At 70.4% G+C, this 6000-nt stretch carries 7 protein-coding genes and 2 pseudogenes; 7 read left to right on the top strand and 2 right to left on the bottom strand.

Annotated features, from left to right (window positions below; all coding sequences use genetic code 11):
• The first annotated feature begins 156 nt into the window (after positions 1–156).
• From AB0A97_RS34700 to AB0A97_RS34675, 6 genes are all read left to right on the top strand, one after another.
• Positions 157–396 (top strand): hypothetical protein, encoded by a 240-nt coding sequence (locus AB0A97_RS34700; protein WP_361157734.1) that lies wholly within the window; start codon positions 157–159, stop codon positions 394–396.
• Complete coding sequence (locus AB0A97_RS34695; protein WP_361157732.1) at positions 387–1418, top strand: MvdC/MvdD family ATP grasp protein; 1032 nt, start codon at positions 387–389, stop codon at positions 1416–1418. Before AB0A97_RS34700 ends, AB0A97_RS34695 begins: the two co-directional genes overlap by 10 nt.
• A 380-nt stretch (positions 1419–1798) precedes the next feature.
• Entirely contained in the window at positions 1799–2008 is a 210-nt protein-coding gene (locus AB0A97_RS34690; protein WP_361157729.1) for a hypothetical protein, read from the top strand.
• Positions 1993–2178 (top strand): hypothetical protein, encoded by a 186-nt coding sequence (locus AB0A97_RS34685; RefSeq protein WP_361157727.1) that lies wholly within the window; start codon positions 1993–1995, stop codon positions 2176–2178. The genes AB0A97_RS34690 and AB0A97_RS34685 overlap by 16 nt, the downstream gene beginning before the upstream one ends.
• Complete coding sequence (locus tag AB0A97_RS34680) at positions 2175–2789, top strand: AAA family ATPase (RefSeq protein ID WP_361157725.1); 615 nt, start codon at positions 2175–2177, stop codon at positions 2787–2789. Before AB0A97_RS34685 ends, AB0A97_RS34680 begins: the two co-directional genes overlap by 4 nt.
• Before the next feature lie 351 nt (positions 2790–3140).
• Complete coding sequence (locus tag AB0A97_RS34675) at positions 3141–3689, top strand: DUF4262 domain-containing protein (protein ID WP_361157722.1); 549 nt, start codon at positions 3141–3143, stop codon at positions 3687–3689.
• 47 nt (positions 3690–3736) lie between these two features.
• Here the strand turns inward: AB0A97_RS34675 and AB0A97_RS34670 are convergent.
• Positions 3737–4174 (bottom strand): annotated as a pseudogene (locus tag AB0A97_RS34670) (transposase); the annotation flags it as partial.
• A gap of 1 nt (position 4175) precedes the next feature.
• Between AB0A97_RS34670 and AB0A97_RS34665 the strand changes: the two are divergent.
• A pseudogene (locus AB0A97_RS34665) lies at positions 4176–5006 on the top strand (IS701 family transposase); the annotation flags it as partial.
• 233 nt (positions 5007–5239) lie between these two features.
• Here the strand turns inward: AB0A97_RS34665 and AB0A97_RS34660 are convergent.
• The gene (locus AB0A97_RS34660; RefSeq protein ID WP_361157719.1) at positions 5240–5989 is read right to left on the bottom strand and encodes a class I SAM-dependent methyltransferase; all 750 of its coding nucleotides are present in this window, start codon (positions 5987–5989) and stop codon (positions 5240–5242) included.
• Positions 5990–6000: the final 11 nt, after the last annotated feature.

Here is a 6000-nt window from a genome sequence, read left to right as displayed (position 1 = left end):
GCCCCCCCGCGGGGCCCCCCGCGCGGCGGCCGGGGGGCCGCGGGGCGGGCCCCGCCCCCCCCCGGGGCCGGGGTGCTGGAGGCGTTCCCCCGAGCGCCTCCAGCACCCAACCGAGCCGGGCGATACCCGGCGTCACATCACACCGAGGAGAACAACGTGTCCACTGCCTTGTCCGCCCCGTCGGCACCGGCCGACAGGCCCTACGTGCTGCGGCATCTGACGCCCCTGCCCGCAGCCGACCAGCCCCCGGCGGCGCCGGAACTTTGCTACGACGCCGAACGCCAGATCGTTGTCGGCGGGCTGGCCATGGCGTACTACTCCACCATGGCCCGGCGGGGCACGCCGGTCCCGGAGAAGATCGACCGCATGACGGGCGGAGCCGACTCGTGGTGGTAGACCACCTCGTCGCGCAGGCCGGGCGTCCGCGCCCGGTCTGCGTGGTCGCCCGCGACGACGACGCCTCTTTGAACGGCGTCGTCCAGGAACTGCACGCCCTCGGCGCCCCGGTGATCCGCTTCGACGTGGGCAGCTTCCCCGGCCGCGTCACCCTGGCCGCCCAGCTGGCCGGCGGGCACATCGTGGGCACCCTGGAGGCCGACGGGCGCCGCGTACACCTGGAGGACATCGGCGCCATCTTGTGGTGGCACCCCTCCCGCCCCCGGATCAGCCCCGAGGGCCTGGACGCGGGCCGCGCCGAGTGGCTGAGCCGGGAGGCGGCCGCCGGACTGGCCGGCACCCTGGCCGCCCTGGACTGCCTGCACGTCAACCACCCCGTACACACCGACGCGGCACAGAACAAGCCCCACGCCCTGGCCCAGGCCGCGGCCGCCGGGCTGCGGGTTCCTGCGACCTGGATCGGCAACGACGCGGCCGACGCGCGCCGCGCGGTGGACGGCTTCGGCCAGGCGGTGTGCAAATCGCTCGTGCGGCCGTGGGTCGAAACCGCCGACGGGCCACTGGCGTTCTTCACCAGCCCGGTGCCGCCCGGTGATCTCGATGAGGGCGTGGCCGCCGCGGCGCACCAGTTTCAGCAGCGCATCCACGCGCAGCACGAGGTACGGCTCATCGTCGTCCGCGGGGAACTGTTTGCCGCACGGCTGACGGCGCCGGCCCACTCCACGGACTTCCGCGCTCACTGCGACGAGCTGGTCTACGACTACACCGACGTTCCCGACGAGGTGCGCTCCGGCGTGGTCCGGCTGATGCACCGCCTGCACCTGGAGTACGCGGCCCTGGACCTGCTGGTCGACCACCAGGCCCGATGGTGGCTGGTCGACGTCAACCCCGCCGGAATGTGGGGTTTCGCCGAAGGCAACCTCCCCGGCCTGGCCATCTCCGCCCAGCTCGCCGCCGCGCTGGCCGACACCCGCCTCCGGCGACGGCGCGCCCCCGCCTCCCTGCCCCAGTGCACACCCTAGGAGCCCCCGTGTCGCACAGGGCGTGACCCCGCGCGCCAGCCCCGGCCCGTTCCAACGGGCCAGGGCCTGACCGACGCCGACGACCAGACCGGCCGTTCGGCCCACCGTCCGAGGAGCCGCCGAGGTCATCCGGCGCACTCCTCCGAGAACGGCCCTGCCTCGCGCAGTGGCGAGAGCGGGGCCGCGCCGCGGCCCCCGGCAGTCGCACAGCCGGGAGCCACCGGCCATCCGCTTTGCGAGACGGAACGGCCGGCCGGTGCCGGGGCACTTGAGGGGTGCCCCGGCACCGCGCGGCACGCAAGCAGGCCCTGGCTGCGGGAGAGCGGCCCGCGGCCAGGGCCCGCCACCGGCGCACCGCATCAGCCTGCGAGGAGCAGAACATGACCAAACACCTCATCGCGATCAATGCCAACGTGGAGCAGAACGGCTTCGGCGACCGGAACACGCGGCTGAAGGTATGGCGCCGCCTGCGCCCGCACAGGCCGGCCGTGGTGCGGCGTCAGGAGACGCCCCGGGCGGCCGGCCACGCCAAAGCCGTGATGAGGACCCCGAGGTCGGGCTGGGGCTCGGCCACGTGCAGCCGTACCTGAGCGCGGCGCCCGCACAGCGCCACCGCGCCACGTTCGACGCCTACGCCACGGCGCAGCTCCTCATCGCCATGGCCACCCACTACCGCACCTGGGACCAGCTCGTGGCCGCGGCCGTTCCGCCCGGCCTGCCCGGAGCCCCCGAACCCGACCAGGAGCCCACCCTGTGGTGACCAAAGCACCGACGCACCCCCTACGCATCGGCGTGCTGGGCGCCCCCTCCACCGGCAAGACCCTGCTGGTGCGCCGCATCGACCGGGAACTGCGCCGACGGGACATATCCGTCGAGCACACCGCTCACCTCGGGCGGCGCGCAACTCGCGTCCCTCTGCCGCAACGACAGGACCTCTCCGCGGATGCCACCCGGTGGGCCATCGCGACCGGCATCGCGGATGAGGTCGAAGCCGCCGCCCGGCCAGGCCATGACGGCCCACGCGTCGTCCTGGCTGACCAAGTCGGCTGGGAAGCGCTCGCCTGCTTCCGCGCCGCCCAGGAGTGGCACAGCCGGGCCGCCCCCCCCCGCACCGACCGCGAAGCCCTGCACCGGCTCGCGTCCGCTCACGCCCCCTACGACCTTCTCTTCGCCACCCACCTCGACCCGGGCCTGCGCGTCAGGCGCGAACACGGCTACGACAGCCGCTACCGAATCCTGGTCGACCGCCACATCCACCGCCTCCTGCGCGAGGAGGGGCTGGCCTACGTACCCGTCACCAGCGACCGGGCCAGCCAGGAACAGGCCGTCATGCGCGCCGTCCAAACCTGCCACTCGCAGGCACCGCTATAACCAGCTCCCCACCCGGCGGCTCCACCCACATCGCCGGGAAAGCCGGCTCCCGCATCGGCCTGGGCACCGCCGCTCGCGCCACTGTCCGTTACGCGCCCAGGACCCGCTGAAGAGTATGGCGACTACCAGTTCGGCGCTTGGCGGATCACCTCGCTGGGTATGCCGGTGCGTTTCGAGAACGCGTGTCGGTCAGCGCCGTGAACGCCTTGGGTTGTGGTGTTCGAGTGTCGGTGAGTTTTGGGTTCTGGCACAGATCTTGGGGAGCCGTCGCGGAGCGTGATGACGCTGTTCGATTGAGAGGGTCCGAGCCCCGGTCGCTCGACCTGCAGGCTCACCTCATACCCTCCGCACATGACTGATGATCCGTTCCAGTGCCGGTGTCTCCTCTGCCATGACTACGGCGACCGGGACGAAGTGGACCGCATGGATCTGACGGTCATCGAGCACGTGCAGCAGCACGGATGGCACGTCGTGATGGTTCCCGAAGACGAGATCGGTCCTGGATTCGCCTACACGATCGGCCTCGCGCACACCCACGGCGGACCTGAACTCGCCATGTTCGGGCTCGATGTCCACGCCATGCACCGCATGCTCAACACGCTCGGAGAGAAGTCTGCCGCGGGCGAAGTGCTGGCGGACGGCCAGAGCCATCCTGATGTTGTCGACGGGTATCGAGTCGCGCTCAGGCAGGTCGATCGCAGTTGGTACCGGGCCTTCTTCGGGCAGGCCATCGGGTTCTACCGACGGCCGCCTCTCCCCGTGCTGCAAGTCGCGTGGCCTGATGTCGAGGGCCGTTTCCACTGGGATGAGCAGGCTGACGAGAGGCATCGCGACTCACAGCCTCAGTTGTGGCTCCCTTCGCGTGACCATCCTGTCGGGATCTGGACGGCCGATCTCTGATCTCAAAGGGGCCGGGAAGCTGGCGAGTCGGCACCCCGGGCGATGCGCTATCGAAGCAAGATCATCTTGCGTAGGAGTTCGAATCCGGCTCGGCCGTAGAGCTGTCTCTTGATCTTCTTGATGCGGTTCACGGCGCCCTCGATGCTGCCGGAGCTCCAGTCCAGAGTGAGGCCGGCGGTCACGGCGTCGAGGCCTCGGCGCAGGTGAAGCGCGAAGCCGGTGAGCCCGGGCAGCTGGCTGGCATCGACTGCGTCGATCCAGACAAGAAGCGTGGCGCCCAGGCGGCCGCTGAGTATCTCACCGAAATCGCGGACGTGTCTGGCGGCCGTGTCCAGTTCGGGACAGCGGGCCAGGACGTCTTTGAGGCCGACGCTGTCTTCCTCGCTCAGCGCGGCGGGGTGGCGGGTGAGCCACCAGGTCACTTGCCGTACCGTCGGCGGCCGCGGCGGTGCGGCGGACGGAGCCCCGCGCAAGGTGGCGATGTGGCAGTACTCCGGCACCGCGGGACGCACCGAGAACTCCCAGATCGGGGTCTTCCTCGCCTACGCGACGGGCCGCGGACGCACATTGATCGACCGGCGGTTGTATCTGCCCGCGTCGTGGACGGATGACCGTGAGTGATGTCGGCGGGCGGGCATCGGCGACAGTGTCGCCTTCGAGACGAAGGTGGCCATGGCCAAGGAGATGGTCCGCCGGGCTATCGCCGGCCGGGTCCCGTTCCGGTGGGTGACGGCCGATGCTGCTTACGGCTTCAGCAAGGGCTGGCGCTTCGAGCTCGAGCAGGCCGATGTCGTTCACGTCATGGCCACCACCCGGCACGACACCGCCGTCACCCGCTGGGCCATCGACCCCCCCGTCCACGACCTGTTCCCCGGCCTGCCGCGGCAGAAGTGGAAACGCCGGTCCTGCGGCGAGGGGGCCCACGGCCGGCGGATCTTCGACTGGGCCCGCGTTGAGGTGCGGCCCTGGCACCGCGAGGACCGCCGGCACTGGGTGATCGCCCGTCGCAGTGTCAGCCGGCCCGAGGAAATCTCCTACTACATCGCCTACTGCCCCGCCGGCACCACTCTCGACGAGCTGATCCGCGTCGCCGGGAGCCGATGGGCGGTGGAGGAATGTTTTCAGAGCGCGAAGCAGGAGTGCGGGCTGGACGACCACCAGGTCCGCCGCTACCCGGGCTGGCACCGCCACATGACGTTGGCCATGGCCGCCCACGCCTGCCTGACCGTCCTGCGGGCCCGTGAGCTGGATGCGGAGAAAGCAGAAACGGATCCTCCCAGCTCATCCACCTCAGTCTTGCCGAGATCCGGCGTCTGATCTACCGACTCACCCACCGCCGGCCGGCACCGGCCGAGCACATCCTGTACTGGTCACACTGGCGTCGACGGCGCCAGCACCAAGCCCGCAACAGTCACTACAAGCAACGCGGGCACAGCCCCTGATCCTGGTCACCAGTCACGGCAAGCACCGTTGCAGTACTAAGCACGGTGGGGACCGGCACGGCGGGCGATGCCCGGTGTCCGGTCCCCACCCCTGCTCAAAGGAGGTGGTCAGGCGGCGGCTTGGAGCCGGAATTGCACGGCGGTGGCGCTGGAGGGAGCGGACTTGCCGTGCTGATCGGTGACCGCTGTCACGGCCAGGCCGGCGGCCGTGGCCAGTTCCTCGAACCCATCGCGGGTATACCAGTGCAAGACCCACGGCCGCTCCACAACGCTGCTGTCTGATCCGTGGTGGCGTTCATAGCGCAGAAGCGTCGTCTGCGTCCGAGCTGCCTCGTCGCGCTGTTCGTCGACGACGGACACCCGAAGCTCGGCGCCGTCGGGTGCGGTGGCCGTGCGCACGCGACCGATCTGTGCTGCTGGCGTCGGTTCGGGGGTGAACAGGGGCACCAAGGCGATGCCGCCCTCCGCCAGGTGGGCACGGATGCCGCGCAGGGCGGCAAACGCGGCGTCGTCGTCAGGGAGCAGGGTGAAGGTGGGCCCGGCGAGGAAGATCGCCCGGTATCGGCGGGGCAGGTCTAGGGCCTCCATGCGCTGATGAAACACAGTGGTAGAGATGCCTTGTTCGTCTGCCCGGCGCCGGAGGCGCTCCAGCATGTCCGCCGAGGAGTCGACGCCCTCCACCTCCAGGCCACGTCGGCGCAGCTCCAGCAGAGGATCACCGTCCCCGCATCCCAGTTCCAGGGCCGGCATGCCAGTTTGCTGAATGAAGGCCGCATAGGGCTCGGAGTCCTGGGAGAAGGACTTCAGCGGTCCGTAGAGCTCTGCGACGATGCCTGTGTAAAAGTCAGCTGGATCCACGCCAGTCACCC

Origin of the sequence: Streptomyces sp. NPDC045470 (genome assembly GCF_040646595.1) — a bacterium.
In the GTDB taxonomy this organism is placed as follows: Bacteria; Actinomycetota; Actinomycetes; order Streptomycetales; family Streptomycetaceae; genus Streptomyces.
This window is presented reverse-complemented; position numbering and strand designations above follow the sequence as displayed.

Bases quoted from the DNA above. Each gene is read 5' to 3' on its own strand.
- AB0A97_RS34690 (WP_361157729.1), top strand. From the start codon at position 1,799: ATGACCAAACACCTCATCGCGATCAATGCCAACGTGGAGCAGAACGGC.
- AB0A97_RS34675 (WP_361157722.1), top strand. From the start codon at position 3,141: ATGACTGATGATCCGTTCCAGTGCCGGTGTCTCCTCTGCCATGACTAC.